The following is a 20,138-nucleotide window of genomic DNA, read 5'->3' as shown; positions in this document are numbered from 1 at the left end:
CATTGGGTATTGGATGCGACGTTTCATGAGGATGATTGTCAGATTTATCGAGAAAATGCGGCGGAAAATATCGCGATATTGAGGCGAATTGCCTTGAATATGCTGAAAACAGAAGGCAGCAAATTAAGTATAAGAAAGAAACGAATGCGAGCCTGGATGAAAACGCAATTTCTGGAACAAGTCGTACAAGCAGGATTTTCTAATCTGAATAATATTTAAGCATTCATGCGGTTGCCCTGGTAGTAGCCGTAATTGGTATGGCAAGAAAAAAACATCTACTCATGTTCATCACGAAGTACATAATAGAGTTACTGAATTTATCGCAGAGGGAGATATTAATTTATTAAGTCATGATGATAGTACTTATGAAGCTAGTAAAATTGAAACAAGTAAAAATGCCACTCTTACTAGTACTCATGGTAAGATAAATTTTAAAGCTGTTAAAGATACAATATTTGACCAAGTTATTAGCCAATCTAAAGGTTTTTTCATTAAGAATCAAGATAAAGGATATTCAAAAGAAACTTGGGTATTACCATCTGTTCATATCGGAGGTAAGTTAACTATTGAGGCAGCAGAGGGAATTACTGCAGATGTTAAAGTAAAAAATAAAGAAATCTTGCAAAACACTCTAGATATTATCGGTAATACTCCGGAAACAGCTTGGTTAAAAGAATTAAGTAAACGTCAAGATGTACATTGGAATGAAGTTCAAGACGCTTATAGTAGTTGGAATTATGAAAACAAAAGTTTGAATCCTGTAGTAAGTGCAGCTATAGCAATAGCGGTTGCGGCAGTTACTGCTGGAGCCGGTTTAACTCTTACAGCAGCAGGAAGTGCAGCTACTACAGCGGGAAATGTAGCTACTGCTGCAGGAGCCAGTGCAACTACTGCTGCAATAGTGAGCTCTGCTGCATACGGGGCAGTTCAAACTGGAATGGCAGCTTTAGCCTCAAAAGCAGCGGTATCTCTTATTAACAACGAGGGGGACTTATCTAAAACCCTTAAAGATATGGGTAACAGTAAAACTGTTAAATCAATTGCCACTTCAATGGTAATCGGAGGGGCATTATCTGGATTTGATCAAGCTATGGGTTGGACCCAAGCAAAAAATGGAGCAGCTGGGGCAGCTGGGACAAATGAAGCAAGATTACCTTTATTAAGTAACAAAGATTGGATTCAAACAGCTCAACGAGTGGCTGGTCAATCTATCATTAGCTCTAGTTTAAACACTGCTATCAATAGAGGTAGCTTCAAAGATAATTTCACTACAGCGCTGTTATCTACCACCGCTAATCAAATCCACGCAGAAGGCGCTCATCAAATAGGAAATTACTTCGATAGCAAACAATTAAATGCATTGGAGGAAGCTGGGAGAGCAATTAGTCACGCAGGCTTATCTGCTTTAGCGGCAGAGATCAGCGGCGGTGACGCCAAAGGGGCAGCAGCAGGTGCTTTAGCTACTTCTTTAGCATATGCAGCTCTAGGAAATACTTTTGAAGATCCTCTTGATGTTCAAGCTAGTGGTAAAATCATTGGTGGCGTTGCAGGAGCCTTTATTTCAAATAGCGCAGCAGGAGCTTACAGTGGAGCTGATGCTGGTGAAATAACCATAATTTACAATGGATTAGCTCATAGTCTAGCTGCTATGAAAGCACAAGATCCAGAAGCTATAAAAAACTGGGAAAAAGGTGTAAGCGAAACTTGTTCTCCAAACCCACAATTATGTCAAGAAGCGGCAAAGATTGTAGCTAAAGAAGCATCCGAATTCATTCCTGGATATAGAGATATTAAAGCATTTCACGATGCAGAAACTACAAATGATTATCTAGTAGCAACATTAGGAATTCTTCCTGCCGCAAAAGTCGTTAAGGTACTCAACAAATTATCAAAGGCAGTTGATGCCGGAGATGTTAAAACGGCTAAAAAAATTATAACTGAAGCTAAAACTGAAGCAGTTTCAGTAAAATATTTTGGTCAAGATAGAAAATATTGGAAAGATGAACCAATAAGTTTTGAGCATGGTAATGTTAAAAATAAAGTTTATCAACGGAATGATTTATTTGATCCTCATGCAAAAGACCCAAAAGGAAGAACCAATATTGAAAGAATGAAAACAGTGGGGTTAGCTCCTGTAGGTGCCGATGGCAAATCTATAACACTTCATCATATGACTCAAAAACACACTGGCCCTATAGCAGAAATCAATCAAGAATTTCATTCAAAAAATACTAAAGTTATACATGTAAATACCAATAAAATTCCATCGGGTATTGATCGTAATAAGTTTAATAAATGGAAACGTGAATATTGGAAAGAAAGAGCTAAAGAGTTTGAAGATAAAAAATAATCAGTTACCATATTGACTTTATAACTGATTTAGTTTAGAAAATATGGCTGTTAGAACAGCCATATTTTTAATCATATATTTATCAAAATCATTATAATTTAGAGGTAGGCTATGAGTATCGAGTTTGTAAAAAAAGCAATTTCATTGATTAATGAAAATCAAGATATAGCTGATTTTGAAGGTATTGAAGATAATTCATTAATTGATCTAGCAGAAGAAACTCTCAGTTTAAAATTTCCTGATAGTTATAGATTCTTTCTTAAAAATTTAGGGTGTGGAGATATAGCAGGAGAAGAATTTTATGGTATAATTAACGGAAATTTTAATGTTTTAAGTGTTCCAAATGCTATTTGGTTAACCTTATCAGAGCGAAAAGAGTCTAATTTACCAGATAATTACGTGGTTATATATTCGACAGGAGATGGAGATTATATGGTTTTAGATTGCAATAAGAATAAAAAAGGGTTAAATGAAGTTAAATTATGGTCTCCTGGGGTTGAAGAAGAATTCACATTCATTCCTTGTTTTAACGATTTTGGTGATTTTTTCTATGAAACAATTTCTAATGCATTAGATTAAATTCTACCTGATTACCATCGTAACCTTAGCTAGTTTTAGTAAGCGCTCAAACATTTTTCTAAGATTAAAGTGCCAATTAAATCTAAAACAGAATTCTCCAAGATAACGAGGTAAATGCTTTTTGCTGATTACATGAACCGAAGCTGAACTCAACTAAAAAGTGCAACACGTCTCCCCTTATGGACTTCCAATGGCGTTAGTCCATATTAGTACCTTTCTAGGTTTCAAATTAAGCTGAAATTCCAGGTCACTGATCTCCTCATTAGTTAAGTCACCAAAGTCAATTCCTCCAGCCAATGACGACGTATTAATCCATTAGTGTTTTCGTTGGCTCCTCTCTGACAGCTGGCATATTGACACGAAAAATATATTTTCGCGTCAATATGTTGACTAACTTCTTCGTGCTCAAAAAATTCGCCATCGTAATAAAGCAATCAACAATCATTTCTATCAAACTATTAAGTAATATTACTTCACATTGAGAAAAAAAATAAATGTTCAGACACAACCTGATTTAGATACCGGATTTATTTCACTGGATACTGCGAAAAAATCACATGATACCTTAATACGTTTTGAGAATGGGCGAAAATTTATAGCAAGATAACAAATGACCTTAATAGCTACCCCCTTATGTCAGAATAGTTATCACTACTAAAAAACTGAGAGATCTCTGACTTCGACTGACGAATCATCCTTAACCTCCTTATTTTATTTAGTGACGAAGATATAGTTTTTCTTTTACGAAGCATTTTAGTGCAATAGGGAAAAGCTAATCGTAATGATTTCCACAACAATACTTCATATTTGATATTAAATAATATTGTCCAAAAACCAAAGGTGAGTTCTGCTATTATTTTATTGACATCATCAGATCTGATTCTGTTCTTTACATTAATGATTTCAGCATAAAGATATTTGAAGATGGGATCGCCTTTCCAACTTTCATACCAATCACAGCGTTGATAAAACTTCTGTAAACTATAATTCAAACTATTTCTTAAACTTATTTCTATAACAGAAAAGACTGGGATAAAATATTCAGATAATTTTATATTTAAAATATAACACTGGGTTGCTTGATGTTTATCACCTTGCGATTCTTGTAAATAACGAGCTAACCTTGCTGTAGAGAAATATAATTGTAGCTTTTCCCACTCCATAATTCATCCGGCCTTTTCCTTATTGAGTTCTGGTAGTGGGTAGTCTATAATTAATTCGCTGCCCTGAGAAGCCCTCTCTTGGATAAAATGCCAGTGATGACCTTAGGTTTGACAATGGCCCCTTTCAATCAAGGGGCCTTGCTTATTTTGATCCGAATATCAAATCAATAGCGAACCATAACGGATTTCAATTCAGTATAGTGCTCAATAAAAGCGCTACCGAATTCACGACCTATACCTGAGGATTTGGTGCCACCAAATGGTAATGCCGGATCGAGGAATGTATGCATATTAACCCAAACAGTTCCTGCTTCGATACGCGGGATCATGCGCATGGCTTTGCTGAGATCATTGGTCCACAAACTCGCCGCTAAACCAAACGGAGTGTTGTTCATCAAGCCAATCAGCTCTTCCTCATCGTTATAGCTGAGGAAAGTCCCAACAGGACCAAATGTCTCTTCCTTCATCAATGAATCTTCAGGGCTGTTAGCACGAATCACTGTTGGTGCCACAAAGAAACCCGGTCCGGCCAGAGCATGACCACCATAAACAATCTCACTGCCTTCTTGACGCGCTTGCTCAAACAGGGACAGGATCTTGTCATAGTGTGCTTTGTTTGCCAACGGACCCATTTCTGTTGAGTCATCCAGAGGCGAGCCAATTTTCATTGCCGCGAGTCTTTCAGACAACAATTTCAGCACATCATCCATATGGCTTGCGGGAATATAGAAACGTTCCGCTGCCGCACAAATCTGCCCTTGATTGAGATAACCGGCTTCCAGAATACCATCGACAATTTTTTCAACAGGCATGTCCGCTAAAAACGCCGCGCCGTTCTTGCCACCCAATTCCAACGTGGCGCGAGTCAATCCCTGTTCCATTGCTGATTTACCAACAGCAATACCCGTTGGTACCGATCCGGTGAAAGTCACTTTGGCACATAACGGATGACCTATCAGTGCAGGCCCAAGCACCGAACCTGAACCATTAATCACATTAATGACACCATCAGGAATACCCGCTTCCTTGGCTAATTCAGCCACTCTGAGCATGGTCAACGGGGTGTATTCACTGGGTTTCAATACAACGGTACAGCCACAAGTCAATGCCGCCGCTATTTTCCAGATAGCAACCATGATGGAAAAATTCCACGGAATAATCCCCACCACAACACCGACCGGCTCACGACGGGTAAACGCCGTGTATTGCTCACCTTTAAAAGAGGGCAAAGAGACATTCAGGGTTTCGCCGCTGATCTTACTTGACCATCCGGCAAAATAACGCAGGAATTGAGCGGAGGAATCAATTTCCAGCATACGGGATAACTGGATAGTTTTACCGGAGCAAAGGGATTCTAACTGCGCCAACTCTTCCCGATGCGCCAATAATAGATCTGCCAGACGATTCAGGCAGTGACCGCGCTCCATCGGCGAAGTTTGGGCCCACACTCCATGAAATGCCGCCTGTGCCGCTTGCATAGCGGCATTGACCTCCACTTCACCGCCTTGATTAACCGTTGCAATAACTTCATCAGTCGCAGGGTTTATGACAGAAAGTGTTTCACTCCCCTGAACGCTGACTGGCTGACCATTAATATAATGTCCATGATTATGCTGCAAAAAGGCCGTAACTGACTGTAATAAGTTAATATCACTCATTTTTTACCTCTAACAAACAAGTGTTTTTTAACCTTTAATACAAGACAGATAATGCTTCACAAAACGGTCAGCGGTGATTTCCCACAGTACTTCCGTTCCTTTCGGCGCAAACCAGGAATCCCCCGGATGATATTCAACGGTTTCCCCGCTCTTCACATCGGTCAATTTTACCGAACCTTCTGTTACAGTTGCGTGCTCATCAAACGGATACACAATACTGAACTTGCCACGAGTACAAGCGAAAATACCACATGTCAGGTTATCCGTTGGTTCACCAAATATCATTGCCATACTGGCCTGCGGATCGCCTTCCAACACAGTCGCTCCCAGATTGCTTACGCTACCAATGTCCAATAATTCAGGCAGGGATTTGTTCAGTAAAAATGATTTAATCATAATGTCCTCGTTCCAAATAAAATAATTTATGAATTTTCGATTAATACTAATGATATCAATAAATTAACGACGTCCTTTCCAATACCCAGACGCTTGATGCCAAATCTTGCCCGCAGACACCATTAAATGTCGTAACTTATCTTTACCAATAATATTTACATGAGGAATTGAACTCATCAGGTCATAACGCTCAGATCCTTCGCTCATTCCTTCGGCCAATACTTTACAAACGATATGGCTTGGCGTGACCCCGAAACCGGAATAACCCTGCACATAGAACACATTATTGTGCTGCGGCAGAGAACCAATCTGTGGGAACAAGTTCGCACTGCAACACAACGGCCCTCCCCATGCCAGTTCAACTTTCACATCTTTCAGATAAGGGAAAACTTTCAGCATCAAGTGACGATTCCAGGCTTTCAAATCAGATGGGATATGTTCAATGAAAGGGGTTGCACTACCGAACAAGAGACGGTTTTCTTTCGTCACACGGAAGTAATCAATAACCGGACGAATATCACTGTATGCACCGCGAATCGGGCTGATTTTCTCAATCAAATCATCGGGTAATGCCTCCGTCATTAACTGGAAGGCATAAGTGTTGACCACCTTTTTATAAATATATGGCTCAAGGCCACTATTAAGAAAGGCGTTACAGGCCCACAGCATCTTATTCGCGCGAACCGATCCCATCGCGGTACGAACCGTTACTCTGGAACCATATTCAATGTCCAGTACCTCGCTGTTCTCAAAGATTTTTACGCCCAAATCTGTCGCGGCTTTCGCCTCACCTAGCAATAGGTTTAGGGAGTGAACATGACCGCCTCCCATATGCTTCAACGCACAAGTATAAACATCAGAACCGATCACTTTTTTCACATCAGGACCGGTGTAAAGCTCAATATCTTCATCAGGAGAGACTGCCCGAAAATCTTTCAGCCAGCTATGTAATGTCTTTTCCTGTCTCTTATTCATGCCAAGATAGCTATAACCACGGCAGAGATCAGCATCAATATTATATTTTGCAATACGATCACGAATGATGCCTGCACCCAAATTGCTGATCTGAAAGATTGTCTCCAACCCTCTCTCGCCAATATGGCGTTTGATCACTGCCAGATCATGACCGATACCCGCCATAACCTGACCACCATTACGACCTGTACTGCCATAGCCAAGATAACGACTTTCCAAAATTGCAATCTTGGTGATACCCTTCTCAGCCAATTCAAGGGCAGTATTGATACCAGAAAATCCACCACCGATAATGACGACATCCACATCCAGATCTTCTTGTAATGTGGGAAAACGAAGATCATATTTCTTAGTCGCAGCGTAATAAGTTAATGAATCAAGATGATTGTTCATGCGATAGCCCGATTAGCATCCAACATAATCATCGGATTATCTGTAGCGCAGAGTCACATCGCCATGTCCCTTTAGGGATATTTGCAACACAGTTTTAACATTTGTGACTCAGGCAAAATAACGGACGGGAGGTGTCATAAACAGGCTAAAAAGCTCTGCTTGTGATCTGATTTGTAGTTTTTGATAAATATTTTTCCGATGGTTTTTCACCGTCCCTGTACTGATAAAAAGTTTCTCGGCAATCTGTGGTGAGCCTTTACCTTGCAATATTAACTCCACAATCTCACATTCTCTCGGAGTCAAAGCATAACGAGTCTGAGTATCCAGATAAGCCATTTCAGCAGCAGGCGCTTGCTGCGTCATTTCATAATGTAATCGCGCCACACTGCGGATAATTTCCAATGCAACTTTCAGGTTTTTCCGATGCTGTTTCTGGATGAAAAATGGCTGATTTTCCTTACCGAAAAACAGGCCAAGTTGCCTTTGAGGAGAGAGCTTCAATAAAACCCCCGTTTCATCCCGCCAACCGGTCTTACGATAAAAATTCAGATAATAATCAGTATGATAAAATCCTGAAGGAGCAAGTTCCCGTAAGGTAAATAGATCAGTGTCAGCCCCACTTATCAGGGCTTGATAGAAAGGGTCTTGCAGATAAGCGCCTTGTTGATAAATCTGATTTATTACATCACTGTTTTTCTTCTCGGTTTTACTTAAACAACGCGGAGGAGAACCTTGTTCAAAGGCATAAACAATAGCGTTATCAAAAGTAATAAATTGTTCCAGCCAAGTCAGTAAATTAGGATAAAATTCACGGGTTGCCACCGATTCAATCACTGCTGATAATCTATCTACATGAATATCCATTCAAGCCCTCGCAATTATTCATAAATTAATAATAAATCCGAAGCAGATATAGCCCGCCAATTCCATAGCGAAACTATATAAAAATCACACTCAAACTGGATGCACAACTTAATTATCGTTTATGTGTTAATCAAATCACAATTATGAAACATTTTACTAATTATTTATGAGAACACTCCCCCAGATCTAAGATTTTGTCACGGAATAGACGTTTTAACTGGATTATCCTCATTTTTTATATCACTTTCTCTAGCAAGGAGTAAAAATGAGCCCCAAAAAAATTATTCTTGATTGCGATCCGGGACATGATGACGCCATTGCGATGTTATTGGCACATGGCAACCCTAATATTGAGCTATTAGCCGTCACGACAGTTGTCGGCAATCAGACATTGGATAAAGTCACGCAAAACGCGCTGGCGATAGCGCATATTGCCGGTATTACCGGCGTGCCTTTTGCCGCAGGCTGTCATCGCCCATTAGTTCGCGATATCGAAACGGCATCGGATATTCACGGCGAATCGGGTTTAGGGGGCGTGAAGTTACCTAAACACTCTCGAACGCTAGACCCCCGTCACGCGACTGATCTGATCATTGATACCATCATGTCTCATCCGCCAAAAACGGTGACTTTGGTCCCCGTTGGCAGCTTAACCAATATTGCTCTCGCCGTCCGTAAAGCACCGAAGATCGTTGAACGGGTAAAAGAAGTGGTATTAATGGGCGGTGGATATCACACCGCCAATAGAAGCGCAGTAGCGGAATTCAATATCAAAATCGATCCGGAAGCCGCGCATATCGTTTTCAATGAAAAATGGCCGTTGACTATGGTCGGCCTGGATCTAACGCATCAAGCACGGGCCACACCAGAAATCACCAAAGCAATTTCACGTATTAATACCAACGTGTCTCAATTTGTCGTAGAGCTACTGGAGTACTATGGTGAAAGTTATCAGAAGAAACATGGTTTCAACAGCCCTCCAATACATGATCCTTGCGCCGTCGCCTATGTGATAGACCCTACCGTAATGACAACGCAAAAGGTACCCGTCAATATTGAACTGAATGGCACCTTAACTGTGGGCATGACCGTAGCGGATTTCCGTCATCCAATACCAGAAGATGGCCACACCCAAGTCGCAGTCAAACTCGATCAACAGCGATTCTGGCAATTGATTATTGATGCGTTGAAAAACATCGGCGATACCTGCGATTCAGAGAGAAATAACGACAGGTAGGAAGCAATATACCCTATAGATTTCAAGATGCATTGCGACGGCAAGGGAACGAATCCCCGGGAGCATAGATAACTATGTGACCGGGGTGAGTGAGTGCAGCCAACAAAGAGGCAACTTGAAAGATGACGGGTATAAATAATTAAAGCCGTTGCTTTCAATATTAAACGGCTTTTAGCACCGCTCTCAGTCGCGGATATCGACGAGCCAGACGCCAACGCAATCTAAACCCACGGGCATTTTTCCAGATCATTGACCAAATACCGCGATCAAACAATTCATGAACGATCTGTTGTTTTATCTCAGAGGATTCTATCCCATTAATGGTATGCAAAATCCCTAGCCCCTCTTTCGCAATCTGCCAATGACATGCCGGTGCCTGCTTGACTTGCTGCGGATAACGCTGATTAATCTTATTCAGCATCTCCAAAATTTTCATATAGTGATGTGCTGTCCTCACCTTAATATGATCATCAGCAGGGGCATGGGACACCGAGGAGGCGTGAATCAGATAATCATAAAAAGATTCATCAATATATTGCACCCGATTTGCCGTTAACAAGAGTTCTGTCGTCCACGGAATATCCTGATGATGCAACCCCGGTTCAAACTGATAATGATGTTTTGTCAGAAAAGCTCGTTTATAGATATTTAGCCAAGTTACATGCAGGAATTTGCGTGAGCTCAGTGCTTGTTGCAACCATTCTGGCCCACTCAGAACCGCGGTAGAAGAGAGACGCTCAGAAGGAAAAATCTTTCGGGCTGGCCGACCATCATCATAAACATAATGACCATTGCAAGTAGCAATATCCAGATCATTATTCTGAGCAATCTCTAACAACCGGTTATACATACCCGGATAAATGACATCATCAATATCAGGGAAAGCCACATAATCACCTCTGGCCTTCGCTAACCCCGTATTACGGGCAACAGAGACCCCTTGATTCTCCTGAGTGATAATTTCTGTCTTCGGGAATTTATCGGCATATTGCTCAATAATCTGGCGACTATTATCCGTTGAACCATCATCAACCAAAATTAATTCAAAATCAGTTAGCTTTTGCCGAGATAGATTGACAAAAAATTGCGGTAAAAACCGCGCCCCATTATAAATAGGTACGACAATGCTGAGTTTTAGTGATATAGACATAAAATCAATATATTCCTTTAGTACAAAAGTGTTATTTTTATATTGACATTAGCTGGATATTTATCAGAAAAATAATTTCCACAGATAAAGATAAATCTAATAAATATTTATTGCCTTTACATTACACTTAAAAATAAAATAATAATGATTTATAGTGATTTTTATCTTAAATCATTATCATTGATATACACTATATAATCAACCACATCCAGATAATTTATCTTTTAATGCCACATCTATTGCCAATTAATTATTATATAAACATCTCCATTAATAATTTTTACCATCCAAAGTCATCAACAGCCGACATTTTCACCAATATTACTACTGAAAATAATAATAGTTCAACCGCAGTTAAACAATTACTCACTATATTTCACATCAACTAATATAATGATGGTATTGTTTATCTTTGGTTTTAGTAAAAAGCAGATAATAGTATTTGCAATGAAGCTGAGCTGTACTGGTAACGCGCACTATCCTACGTCATACGCAGTATTTTATTGCTTCCAGTGAATTATGTTGGGTTTTACCGGACCCCAGATTTTCATCTTCCACTCCCTAGAAAAGGAATCTAATATTATGAAAAAACAGGAAAAAATAGCCTCGCGGGCAATTATTGCCGCCAGCTTGCTGACACTGATAACGGGCTGTAGCCATATGGAAAAAATCCATATGCCAGAAGAAAATAAACCCGTCCTTTCTACTAAGCTAGACATCCATCAGCCAACATCGATCATTGTTCCTGTCACTATCTCCGGTAAAAAATATCAATTCTTGCTGGATACTGGCGCCAGTTATACCTTCATCGATCATAAGCTGGCAAAAACGCTGACACAAACCACACCAGAATCAAAAATACCGGTTACATTCCACCGTATGCTGTCCGATGGGCTGGTTACAACCAGTGAAAAACGCTTACACAAAGCTGACTTAACATTATGGCAACCCCTGGCGATTACCCTCGGTAATCATACGGTGCCAGGCTCTGATCCCTGGATTGGTATTGACATGAGTCTCTTTAATCAGTCCATTGGTCAGGAACTGGATGGTATTCTCGGAATTGATACTTTTCGTCAATTAAACTGGGAAATAAATAACCTGAACCACACATTGACAATATGGCGCCATGCGCCTTCAATCTTAAATTATCAACAATGTGAACCTTACAGTGATAGCTATGGCAAATCTCCTGCAATCCAGGTTTCTAATGTCGTTTTTAATATAGATACCGGGGCCGATTACAGCTATGTTTCTCAGGAATTTATTGAATATCTGAAAAAAGAGCACAAAGATAAAATTTCTGAAGGAACCCGTGTCAAATACGCGTCCGCTGGTGGGCTTGATAGTAGTAAAGAGTATCTAATTGATGGCTTTTATTTACAGCAACTGCCAGTAGGTCGTCTGAGAATTGGCGAAAATAAAAATGATCTCTACAATCTTGGTATGAGTTTCTTTTCGCGTTTTGATGATTATCTGTTTATTCCAAATAAAATGCTGCTCTGTTTTAACGCCAAAAATTTCACCCGTTATGACAATCCATTACTTCGCACGATTGCAATCCGTTATTTTAATAACAAAGTAGAGATATTTTACAACGATCCCAAAGATATTGAAAAATTTGGATTAAAGAATGGTGATATTGTATTGGAAGTTAATGGTCAACCCGCCCTTCCTAAAGATATCACCTATCTCCGCAACCAGTTGTCAGAGACACCATCAGGTAAATTGACAATAAAAATTGAACGAAATAACACCCAGAAAATTATTACCATCTAATAAAACCATTTATTGAGGGAGATATAGGTTCTTCCTCAATAAACTTATTCAAACGGGCAAAAGGGATTTGTGGAATCCTCCCTGCTGAAGTCAAACAGATCTGTTAGCTCAATCTGTAAACCATTCGCAATAATATTGATGATTTCAAGCGTAGGATTTCTAACTCCACGCTCAATACCACTGATATACGTCCGGTCAATTCCACACTTATCGGCAAAAGCTTCCTGAGACATGCCAGACGATTGCCTGAGATACCTAACTCTTTGTCCAAAAAGGGATTTTACAGCATTTGGCTTTTTCATCCGATAAGTATCGAATTATGTTACTTATCAGACCACGGACTATGAGTCACTTTTTACGGTAAGTTATGTTATCATATGTGACTTATAGTCTACCATGTAACGATTTACCTTTTCATATCAGAGTCATCTGTAACGTGGAGGAAGTGGAGGAATAAGATGAAAAATCAGGACTGGCACCCAGCAGACATTATCGCCGAACTGAAAAAACGGGGAACATCATTAGCTGCCGTTTCGAGGAAAGCAGGATTAGCATCATCTACTCTTGCTAATACCCTGCAACGCCGCTGGCCCAAAGGTCAACGGCTTATTGCCGCGGCTTTAGATTGCGATCCCGCTGAAATATGGCCTTCGAGGTACACAAGGTAAGTGGCTGTAGATAAAAGTGGAGCAGTTTATCAATAAGATAAGCTGCTCCTATCTACTTTATATCATTCGGTAAGAATAATGATTACTTGTAGCTGCTTGTATTTATCTTTTCCTATTCGCAATCCATTTCCCATATCTGGTTTTCAGTTTTCTCCATTTGTGCCAATCTGCTGCGTCTGTATGAACATTTTTTTATAAACAGAAGGAGTCATGCCCGTATTTTTAACAAAGGCCCTGCGCATCACATCGCTGCTTCTGTATCCACAAGCTCCCGGTATTGCCTTGAGCGGGAGCCTGCTTTCCTCAAGCAACATCCGCGCTTTCTCGATACGTGCATTCTCCAGCCATACTCCTGCCTTCATGTTGAGTTCCTGGCGGAACAGACGTCCCAGATGCCTGATGCTCAGGTTCATATGTGTAGCCATGTCCTGTAAACCCCTTATGTCTTGTAGGTTTGCCTGCGCCCAGCGTTGCAAATCCTGAAAAGCGGCTCTCCCGGATAGGGACAACTGACTCCTACGGATAAAGTGCCCCTGACAGACCGGTCGCCTGAAAAACATGACGAGACTTGCTGCCACCTCCATCGCGATCTCGCGGCCCAGATCCTCTTCAACCAATCGGAGCGCCAGATCCAGCCCGGATGTCACCCCCGCAGCCGTTCTCAGGGAACCATCAGCCACATAGAGCATGTCCGGTTCAACTGTGATTTCGGGAAAACGCATCGCGAGCAGTTCGGCACATTCCCAGTGGGTTGTCACCCGACGCTGCTTCAACAGTCCGGTCTGCGCCAGCAACAGGGCGCCAGTACAGACGGAGCCGTAACGCTGACTACGATGGCACATTGCGATGATTGCCGCGCACTCCTGTTCTGAAAGGATATGACTATGCGCATTCGGTGCGCCAGCCACAAGAAACGTGTCTGCCGAGTGGCTGGTTGTATGGCTCAAAATCATATCGGCCACCAGCTTAACGCCTGACGAGGAAGTGATGATGTCTGAACCGGTCGACATCACGTTCAGAGAATAGACCTGCCGGTGCAATATGCGGTTCGCCTCAGCGAACACGTCCAAGGGGCCTGAAACATCGAGCAACTGAACATCAGGCACAGCCAATATGGTGATGTTGTGAATCATTACTTTGCAGAAGTCTTATTTAATCTTAGTGTCCTGAATCATCGTTATAAGTTAATTCAGGACGGGTGTCATGTGTTTTATGCTTACCTTCACTTAATCAACCGGAGACAGCATATGAGTTTTTCAGTTAATGGCGTGAGTATTCCTGATACCCAGATAACCCGTGACGCAACCACGTTCATCCGCGATACGGAATCTGATCTGCTTTTTCATCATTCGAGTCGGGTTTACTATTGGGGGGCGCTCGCTGGCCAGCGTCTTGGGCTTAGTGTGGACCATGAATTGCTCTATGTCGGATGTATGTTCCATGACATTGGCCTGACACATGAGCATTGCAGTTGTGACAAACGATTCGAGGTTGACGGCGCGAATGCAGCGAAACATTTCCTGCAAGGATACGGCATCGCTCAGGCTGATATTGATAAAGTCTGGACGGCGATTGCCTTGCATACCACGCCGGGCATTCCAGAGTTTATGGCGCCTGAAATTGCGCTTGTCACCGCTGGCGTAGAAATGGACGTGTTGGGCATCAATTACGAAGCGTTCAGCGACAGTGAACGCACTGCTGTTGTACAGCAACACCCACGCACTGACGACTTCAAGGAAGAGATCATTCAAGCTTTTTATGACGGCATCAAGGATAGGTCCCAGACAATGTTTGGTAGCTTTAATGTGGATGTCATACAGGATAAAAAGCCCGGACTTGTTCCCCTTAATTATTGCAACGTGATCCGCAATTCCCGCTGGAAAGGCTGAGTGTCCTGCTGTGGCAACTGAAGGATAACCTGCCAAAGCGCAGGTTATTCGTTTTGAGGCTACAGGAGCAGAGAAGATCTGCCTAACCCTTTTTCTCCACGTCAAAATCAAACAGATCTTTCAATTCGATCTGTAAACCACTCGCTATAACATTGATAACTTCAAGCGTGGGATTCCTGACGCCACGTTCAATGCCACTGATATAAGTACGATCAAGCCCACATTTATCGGCAAAAGCTTCCTGAGACATACCAGACGCCATTCTGATATATCTAACTCTTTGTCCAAAAAGGGATTTTATAGTATTAGGTTTTTTCATTCGATAAGTATCGAACTATGTTACTTATCAAACCACGGACTATAAGTCACGTTTTCTTGTAACTCGTGTTACTAATATGACTTACAGCAAAAATACGATGAATTATGTTTTAATAACCAAGAGATCTGTCATTGAGAGGATTAAAAAGTTCAACATCATGGCACAAAAGGCATATATAGCTTCTCTTATCATTCACTTCCTTGATCCCTATAGACACTACCGCCTTTGTCTGGCTGGATAAGCGCCAAACAAACATAACGTTACAAATTAAAAATATGAAAAAATTTTAAACATATTAATTAAGTTTATTTATTTTATCAATAAATTTGCCAATCTAGCCGCAAATATTATCTTTCTTAACTTTTATTTAACTTGAAAGATAACGGGTATAAATGCAAATTATCCAACGATGGTACGCATATTGCTTAGATATACATTTATCTACCGCACAGGAATTCAACCTATGACGACACAGCAAGCAACCGCGATCTTTTTCCACCGAGGTGACACAACATGCAACAGATTGTGAATCTATGGCCGTTGATTGGCATCGCGGTCATTGTCGTGGGTTTTTTACTTAGGTTTAACCCAGTATTGGTGGTGATTATCGCAGGGATAATTACCGGGCTGGCAGCACATATGCCGATCACAACGATTCTGGAAAAGCTAGGTTCCGGCTTCCTTAATACTCGAAATTTGCCACTAATTTTGCTGTTGCCGCTGGCAACTATCGGCCTTTTAGAACGGCACGGTTTAAAAGAACAAGCTCAAACCTGGATTAGCAATATTAAAACAGCAACCGCCGGACGGTTGCTGATCATCTATCTGTTCATTCGTGAAGTAACCGCTGCGCTAGGGCTGACCAGCTTAGGAGGACACCCACAAATGGTGCGTCCCTTGCTGGCGCCAATGGTAGAAGGGGCTACGGAAAACCGTCATCATGACCTGCCTGACGATGTACGCTACCGTTTGAGGGCCATGTCAGCAGCAACCGACAATGTTGGACTGTTCTTCGGTGAGGATATCTTCGTCGCCTTTGGTGCAATCATCTTTATGCATAACTTTATGCTGGAGTCTGGGGGCATCCAAACAGAGCCGCTACATATCGCTATGTGGGGAATCCCTACCGCCATCTGTGCCTTCCTGATCCATGCGTTCCGCTTGTCTCGTCTTGACCGCCAGATCGCTACCAAACTGGCAGCACTGAATAGCATGGACAAAAATAGAAGTAAGGTGGAGTAATGTTTCAGCAACAATATCTTTATTGGCTGGCAGGCGTGATCCTGTTGGCCGTAGCAATAATGTCCTGGCGTGATCACACCAACCCTCGCCGCCTGACCACCAGCCTGTTCTGGGCGCTATATGGCATCGTATTTTTGGTAGGCGACTGGACTTACCGCTTAATAGCACTATGGGCAGATAACGAAGCCGAGGCCCAAAAGATGCTACATATCGGTGTCGGGCTGATCGTTGTATTGATGGCGCTGACGGCTGGTTTTGGCGGTGTGCGATTGGGTAGCTACCATCAACGCACACCTCAACAACGGCAGGAAAGTGCCGCCCGTTTGGGGAATCGTCTATTTCTTCCCGCACTAGCAATCCCTATCGTCACGGTGATCGGCGTATTACTGTTTAACCACGTCCCTGGGTTACAACTGGTACTGTTCGGTACCGGCAATCATGCCACGCTGGTGACGCTGTTTTCCATGACAATGGGCTGCTTAGTTGGATATGGCGTTGCACTGAAAATGACGCGTGAAAATGTAACTCAATCAACCCAAGAGGCGCGTCGCTTACTGGATTCCATCGGTTGGGCGTTTATCCTGCCACAGATATTGGCTACGCTAGGACTATTATTCACCGTCGCAGGTGTCGGTACCGCAATTTCTCACCTGACAGAACACTATTTAGCAGTGGATAACCGATTTATCGCGGTGGCGACATACATACTCGGCATGGCGCTATTGACGATGATAATGGGCAACGCCTTCGCCGCGTTCCCGATTGTCACCGCCGGGATCGGCATTCCCATTCTGGTACTGCAACATGGCGGTAATCCGGCGGTCATGGCCGCCATCGGCATGTTCTCAGGCTATTGCGGTACACTGATGACCCCAATGGCTGCAAACTTCAATATCGTTCCTGCCGCACTACTGGAATTACCAAATCGCAATGCGGTCATTAAAGCACAAATCCCCACTGGAATAGCTCTACTGATTGCCAATGTTTTTCTGCTCTATTTTTTGATGTTTTTGTAAGGAGAGATCCCATGAAAACCGTTCTAATTACCGCTTTTGAACCTTCTTATTGAGGTTATCACGATGAAATTTATTGATTTAAACAGCGATCTTGGCGAAAGCTTTGGTCAATGGAAAATGGGCGACGATAACGCCATGCTGAGTATTGTCACCAGCGCCAATGTAGCGTGTGGATTTCATGCTGGTGATCCTGCCGGGATACTTCAAACCTTAAAATCTGCCCACAAAAATCATGTAGTGATCGGCGCTCATGTATCTTATCCCGATCTGGTCGGATTTGGTCGCCGTAATATGGATATCTCTAGTGATGAACTGATCGCGGATGTTATTTACCAGATTGGCGCGTTGAAAGGTCTGGCGGCGGCGGCGGGAACCACCGTAAGTTATGTTAAACCGCACGGCGCACTGTATAACACCATTGCCCATAATGAATACCAAGCCCTTGCTGTTATTACGGCGATTCGTGAAGTAGATGACAATTTAGCGCTGGTTGGATTAGCCGGCTCAAAACTATTGGATTTAGCGAGGGAAAACGGTTTACGTACCGTCGCGGAAGCCTTTGCTGACAGAGCTTATACTCCACAAGGCACGCTAGTTTCCCGCCGAGAAAAAGGGTCTGTGCTTCATGACGCTAATGTCGTTGCCCGACGTATGTTGCAATTAGTGACCGAAGGGGGAGTTGAAGCCATTGATGGCAGTTTTACCCGTATTCAAGCGGACTCCATCTGTGTTCATGGTGACAGTCCAGACGCGGTAGAAATGGCACGTCAGGTGAAACTCACCCTGCAACAAGCCGGGATCACCGTACGCTCCTTTATTTAAATGCCCAGGAGTGCCTAGTGCGTTTTTTACCTGTTAATTTAGATACCATTATTGTCGAGCTTCATGATCTGAATGAAACGCTGGCGCTATTTGATTCACTTAACGCCCGCCCTATTGCAGGCGTAGAAGAAATTATTCCAGCGGCCAGAACACTGTTGATTCGATTCCGCCCCAATGTGGTTTCCACGGTCAAACTTGCCAAAGAAATCAATGGTCGCAATCTGAATACACTGAATAGGACAACCGGGAAACTCGTTGAAATTCCGGTGTATTACAATGGTGATGATCTGGTCGAAGTGGCAGAAATTCTCGGCATCACCACACAGGAAGTTATCAAGCGACATACAGAAAGTGAATACACCGTTGCTTTTACCGGATTTGCTCCCGGATTTGCCTATTTAGTCGCAAATTCAGACTGTTTACATGTCCCTCGCCGAATGACGCCAAGAGCCAGCATCCCCGCGGGATCAGTTGGTCTGGCTGGAGAATTCAGTGGGATATACCCTCAAGCCAGTCCGGGAGGATGGCAAATCATCGGTACCACGCCAGAGCGCATGTGGGATCTCTCACGTTCTCCCTCTTCCCTGTTGCAACCCGGTTTCCGGGTACGTTTCAGAGATCAAGGCAAAGGGACAACAATCACTAAACCCGTCCCCCCTATTACGCCTATAGAGGACGTTTTATCTTCGCAGGTTGATAAACACGCCTCACTGAAAATCCTAACCACTGGAATACAAACACTTTTTCAGGATTTAGGGCGTTCAGGACAGGCTAGTTTAGGGATTTCTGCCGCCGGTGCGCTAGATAAAACAGCGCTGAAAAGCGCCAACCGAATCGTCGGTAATCCTTCGGACAATGCATGTCTGGAAATTGCGCAAGGAGGATTAAGCTTTATCTCTCATGGCAATGTCATTATCGCTGTCACAGGCGCTGACTGCCCAATCACTGTTCAAACAGCATCTGGCCGAAAGTTTCAGGTTGATGGCTATCAGCCTGTTGATCTGAGTGACGGTGATAAAGTGACGCTAGGAACGCCCAAAGCGGGAGTGCGTTCTTATTTAGCGGTGCGTGGCGGCTTTGCCAAACAACCTATTCTCTCCAGCCTCTCTTACGATACACTGGCACACATTGGCCCCAGTCCAATCGCTATAGGCGATACTTTGGATATTCTGACTCTCACGCAGGGTTCCGCTGTATCAATGGATGAAAGCCCAGCTTTCAATATTCCTACCACTGACGATATCGTTACACTGGACATTATTCTAGGACCGCGTACCGACTGGTTCACCGCAGAAGCGCTATCCCTGCTAAAAAGCCAACTTTGGCAGGTTACACCACAATCTAATCGAGTCGGTATTCGCCTGCATGGCGACACACCACTATCGCGTCTTAACCATAAAGAGTTACCGAGTGAGGGAACGACCACCGGCGCAATTCAGGTTCCCGCCAGTGGTCAACCGGTTCTGTTTTTAGCAGATCACCCGTTGACCGGCGGCTATCCCGTTATTGGTTCCGTTGCCAGCTATCATCTCGATCTTGCGGGACAAATTCCTGTCAATGCCCATATCCGCTTCAACCCCATCACTGAATTTCACGAAATAAAAGAGAGCGATCGCCGCTTATGAGTACCGCAATGAC

At 42.7% G+C, this 20,138-nt stretch carries 20 protein-coding genes and 1 pseudogene; 11 read left to right on the top strand and 10 right to left on the bottom strand.

Annotation, left to right across the window (positions count from 1 at the left end; translation table 11 throughout):
- The 3 genes from C6H66_RS01425 to C6H66_RS01415 all read left to right on the top strand — a co-directional run.
- On the top strand, positions 1-219 hold a 219-nt coding region (locus C6H66_RS01425; RefSeq protein WP_146111008.1), incomplete at its 5' end, for a transposase.
- A 400-nt stretch (positions 220-619) separates the two neighbouring features.
- Complete coding sequence (locus C6H66_RS26555) at positions 620-2,350, top strand: DUF637 domain-containing protein (protein ID WP_105394601.1); 1,731 nt, start codon at positions 620-622, stop codon at positions 2,348-2,350.
- Between the two features lie 111 nt (positions 2,351-2,461).
- Positions 2,462-2,929, top strand: a complete 468-nt coding sequence (locus C6H66_RS01415) for an SMI1/KNR4 family protein (RefSeq protein ID WP_105394600.1) — start codon at positions 2,462-2,464, stop codon at positions 2,927-2,929.
- Positions 2,930-2,965: 36 nt separating this feature from the next.
- Here C6H66_RS01415 and C6H66_RS27540 read toward each other — a convergent pair.
- From C6H66_RS27540 to C6H66_RS01385, 6 genes and pseudogenes are all read right to left on the bottom strand, one after another.
- Positions 2,966-3,064 (bottom strand): annotated as a pseudogene (locus C6H66_RS27540) (IS1595 family transposase); the annotation flags it as partial.
- Positions 3,065-3,552: 488 nt separating this feature from the next.
- Complete coding sequence (locus C6H66_RS01405; RefSeq protein ID WP_105394599.1) at positions 3,553-4,092, bottom strand: hypothetical protein; 540 nt, start codon at positions 4,090-4,092, stop codon at positions 3,553-3,555.
- A 164-nt stretch (positions 4,093-4,256) separates the two neighbouring features.
- Complete coding sequence (locus C6H66_RS01400; RefSeq protein ID WP_105394598.1) at positions 4,257-5,750, bottom strand: aldehyde dehydrogenase family protein; 1,494 nt, start codon at positions 5,748-5,750, stop codon at positions 4,257-4,259.
- Positions 5,751-5,777: 27 nt separating this feature from the next.
- Entirely contained in the window at positions 5,778-6,146 is a 369-nt protein-coding gene (locus C6H66_RS01395) for a cupin domain-containing protein (protein ID WP_105394597.1), read from the bottom strand.
- Between the two features lie 63 nt (positions 6,147-6,209).
- The gene (locus tag C6H66_RS01390; protein ID WP_040148924.1) at positions 6,210-7,514 is read right to left on the bottom strand and encodes an NAD(P)/FAD-dependent oxidoreductase; all 1,305 of its coding nucleotides are present in this window, start codon (positions 7,512-7,514) and stop codon (positions 6,210-6,212) included.
- Between the two features lie 108 nt (positions 7,515-7,622).
- A complete protein-coding gene (locus tag C6H66_RS01385) occupies positions 7,623-8,378 on the bottom strand; it encodes a response regulator transcription factor (RefSeq protein WP_046395211.1) in 756 nt (251 codons plus the stop codon).
- A gap of 265 nt (positions 8,379-8,643) precedes the next feature.
- Between C6H66_RS01385 and uriH the strand changes: the two genes are divergently transcribed.
- Positions 8,644-9,615, top strand: a complete 972-nt coding sequence (uriH, locus tag C6H66_RS01380) for a uridine-preferring nucleoside hydrolase UriH (RefSeq protein WP_105394596.1) — start codon at positions 8,644-8,646, stop codon at positions 9,613-9,615.
- Between the two features lie 160 nt (positions 9,616-9,775).
- Here uriH and C6H66_RS01375 read toward each other — a convergent pair whose 3' ends face one another.
- Positions 9,776-10,765, bottom strand: a complete 990-nt coding sequence (locus C6H66_RS01375) for a glycosyltransferase (RefSeq protein ID WP_105394595.1) — start codon at positions 10,763-10,765, stop codon at positions 9,776-9,778.
- A gap of 582 nt (positions 10,766-11,347) precedes the next feature.
- Here C6H66_RS01375 and C6H66_RS01370 point away from each other — a divergent pair.
- Entirely contained in the window at positions 11,348-12,544 is a 1,197-nt protein-coding gene (locus C6H66_RS01370; RefSeq protein ID WP_105394594.1) for an aspartyl protease family protein, read from the top strand.
- A gap of 44 nt (positions 12,545-12,588) precedes the next feature.
- On the opposite strand, the gene C6H66_RS01365 is transcribed toward C6H66_RS01370, so the two are convergent.
- Entirely contained in the window at positions 12,589-12,846 is a 258-nt protein-coding gene (locus tag C6H66_RS01365; protein WP_071647114.1) for a helix-turn-helix domain-containing protein, read from the bottom strand.
- A 156-nt stretch (positions 12,847-13,002) separates the two neighbouring features.
- Here C6H66_RS01365 and xreR2 point away from each other — a divergent pair, with 156 nt between their 5' ends.
- A complete protein-coding gene (gene xreR2 / locus C6H66_RS01360) occupies positions 13,003-13,212 on the top strand; it encodes a cell morphology transcriptional regulator XreR2 (protein WP_046395215.1) in 210 nt (69 codons plus the stop codon).
- Positions 13,213-13,355: 143 nt separating this feature from the next.
- On the opposite strand, the gene C6H66_RS01355 is transcribed toward xreR2, so the two are convergent.
- Positions 13,356-14,345 (bottom strand): GlxA family transcriptional regulator, encoded by a 990-nt coding sequence (locus C6H66_RS01355; RefSeq protein WP_105394593.1) that lies wholly within the window; start codon positions 14,343-14,345, stop codon positions 13,356-13,358.
- Between the two features lie 114 nt (positions 14,346-14,459).
- Here C6H66_RS01355 and C6H66_RS01350 point away from each other — a divergent pair, with 114 nt between their 5' ends.
- On the top strand, positions 14,460-15,101 hold the full coding sequence (locus C6H66_RS01350) for an HD domain-containing protein (protein ID WP_046395218.1): 642 nt from the start codon (positions 14,460-14,462) through the stop codon (positions 15,099-15,101).
- Between the two features lie 82 nt (positions 15,102-15,183).
- Here the strand turns inward: C6H66_RS01350 and xreR1 are convergent, their stop codons facing one another.
- The gene (gene xreR1, locus C6H66_RS01345) at positions 15,184-15,420 is read right to left on the bottom strand and encodes a cell morphology transcriptional regulator XreR1 (RefSeq protein WP_072165137.1); all 237 of its coding nucleotides are present in this window, start codon (positions 15,418-15,420) and stop codon (positions 15,184-15,186) included.
- Between the two features lie 513 nt (positions 15,421-15,933).
- Between xreR1 and C6H66_RS01340 the strand changes: the two genes are divergently transcribed.
- The 4 genes from C6H66_RS01340 (at position 15,934) to C6H66_RS01325 (ending at position 20,125) form a co-directional block, all read left to right on the top strand.
- Positions 15,934-16,662: a DUF969 domain-containing protein gene (locus C6H66_RS01340; RefSeq protein ID WP_105394592.1), complete on the top strand. Its 729-nt coding sequence runs from the start codon at positions 15,934-15,936 to the stop codon at positions 16,660-16,662.
- Positions 16,662-17,678 (top strand): DUF979 domain-containing protein, encoded by a 1,017-nt coding sequence (locus C6H66_RS01335; protein WP_040148919.1) that lies wholly within the window; start codon positions 16,662-16,664, stop codon positions 17,676-17,678. Before C6H66_RS01340 ends, C6H66_RS01335 begins: the two co-directional genes overlap by 1 nt.
- Before the next feature lie 63 nt (positions 17,679-17,741).
- On the top strand, positions 17,742-18,500 hold the full coding sequence (locus C6H66_RS01330) for a LamB/YcsF family protein (protein WP_105394591.1): 759 nt from the start codon (positions 17,742-17,744) through the stop codon (positions 18,498-18,500).
- Positions 18,501-18,517: 17 nt separating this feature from the next.
- Positions 18,518-20,125, top strand: coding sequence for a 5-oxoprolinase subunit B/C family protein (locus tag C6H66_RS01325; RefSeq protein WP_105394590.1), 1,608 nt, complete (start codon positions 18,518-18,520; stop codon positions 20,123-20,125).
- The last annotated feature ends 13 nt before the right edge of the window (positions 20,126-20,138 follow it).

Source organism: Photorhabdus hindustanensis, assembly GCF_002968995.1.
Classification (GTDB): domain Bacteria; phylum Pseudomonadota; class Gammaproteobacteria; order Enterobacterales; family Enterobacteriaceae; genus Photorhabdus; species Photorhabdus akhurstii.
This window is presented reverse-complemented; position numbering and strand designations above follow the sequence as displayed.

What these genes read in the sequence shown, in the direction of transcription:
- C6H66_RS01415 (WP_105394600.1), top strand. Translation starts at nt 2,462, where the DNA reads ATGAGTATCGAGTTTGTAAAAAAAGCAATTTCATTGATTAATGAAAAT.
- C6H66_RS01405 (WP_105394599.1), bottom strand. Translation starts at nt 4,092, where the DNA reads ATGGAGTGGGAAAAGCTACAATTATATTTCTCTACAGCAAGGTTAGCT.
- C6H66_RS01400 (WP_105394598.1), bottom strand. Translation starts at nt 5,750, where the DNA reads ATGAGTGATATTAACTTATTACAGTCAGTTACGGCCTTTTTGCAGCAT.
- C6H66_RS01395 (WP_105394597.1), bottom strand. Translation starts at nt 6,146, where the DNA reads ATGATTAAATCATTTTTACTGAACAAATCCCTGCCTGAATTATTGGAC.
- C6H66_RS01390 (WP_040148924.1), bottom strand. Translation starts at nt 7,514, where the DNA reads ATGAACAATCATCTTGATTCATTAACTTATTACGCTGCGACTAAGAAA.
- C6H66_RS01385 (WP_046395211.1), bottom strand. Translation starts at nt 8,378, where the DNA reads ATGGATATTCATGTAGATAGATTATCAGCAGTGATTGAATCGGTGGCA.
- uriH (WP_105394596.1), top strand. Translation starts at nt 8,644, where the DNA reads ATGAGCCCCAAAAAAATTATTCTTGATTGCGATCCGGGACATGATGAC.
- C6H66_RS01375 (WP_105394595.1), bottom strand. Translation starts at nt 10,765, where the DNA reads ATGTCTATATCACTAAAACTCAGCATTGTCGTACCTATTTATAATGGG.
- C6H66_RS01370 (WP_105394594.1), top strand. Translation starts at nt 11,348, where the DNA reads ATGAAAAAACAGGAAAAAATAGCCTCGCGGGCAATTATTGCCGCCAGC.
- C6H66_RS01365 (WP_071647114.1), bottom strand. Translation starts at nt 12,846, where the DNA reads ATGAAAAAGCCAAATGCTGTAAAATCCCTTTTTGGACAAAGAGTTAGG.
- xreR2 (WP_046395215.1), top strand. Translation starts at nt 13,003, where the DNA reads ATGAAAAATCAGGACTGGCACCCAGCAGACATTATCGCCGAACTGAAA.
- C6H66_RS01355 (WP_105394593.1), bottom strand. Translation starts at nt 14,345, where the DNA reads ATGATTCACAACATCACCATATTGGCTGTGCCTGATGTTCAGTTGCTC.
- C6H66_RS01350 (WP_046395218.1), top strand. Translation starts at nt 14,460, where the DNA reads ATGAGTTTTTCAGTTAATGGCGTGAGTATTCCTGATACCCAGATAACC.
- xreR1 (WP_072165137.1), bottom strand. Translation starts at nt 15,420, where the DNA reads ATGAAAAAACCTAATACTATAAAATCCCTTTTTGGACAAAGAGTTAGA.
- C6H66_RS01340 (WP_105394592.1), top strand. Translation starts at nt 15,934, where the DNA reads ATGCAACAGATTGTGAATCTATGGCCGTTGATTGGCATCGCGGTCATT.
- C6H66_RS01335 (WP_040148919.1), top strand. Translation starts at nt 16,662, where the DNA reads ATGTTTCAGCAACAATATCTTTATTGGCTGGCAGGCGTGATCCTGTTG.
- C6H66_RS01330 (WP_105394591.1), top strand. Translation starts at nt 17,742, where the DNA reads ATGAAATTTATTGATTTAAACAGCGATCTTGGCGAAAGCTTTGGTCAA.